This is a genomic window from Psychrobacter sp. W2-37-MNA-CIBAN-0211 (assembly GCF_040309405.1).
Taxonomy (GTDB): Bacteria; Pseudomonadota; Gammaproteobacteria; order Pseudomonadales; family Moraxellaceae; genus Psychrobacter; species Psychrobacter glaciei.
Window position 1 is genome coordinate 1 of sequence record NZ_JBEOOU010000212.1, and the last position, 271, is coordinate 271.

A 271-nucleotide genomic window follows, 5' to 3' on the forward strand; every position below is an offset into this window, starting at 1 on the left:
CTGCAAGCGTGCTTGCCACCCCTCCAGCTCCAGGCGCAGCGCTTCACCTTGGGCGTACTGCTGCAGGCGCTGGGCCCAGTCGCGAGTAGAACTGGTCTTGGCCGGCAATACTACGGCCGCGCCACGGGTGAGCTGACGGTAGGCGGTCTGCAGGTCTTCAAGCAGAACCCGCCACGACACGCCATCTACCACCAGGTGATGGATCACCAACAGCAAACGCTGGGAACCGTCGTTCAATTGCGCCAGCACCGCGCGCATCAAAGGACCGTGG

1 protein-coding gene is annotated in these 271 nt (G+C 63.8%); it reads right to left on the bottom strand.

Features of this window, described 5'->3' with window-relative positions; all coding sequences use genetic code 11:
* Positions 1 to 258 (bottom strand): condensation domain-containing protein (locus tag AAEY72_RS14955; protein WP_352311345.1); only part of this gene is annotated, 258 nt, incomplete at its 3' end.
* Positions 259 to 271: the final 13 nt, after the last annotated feature.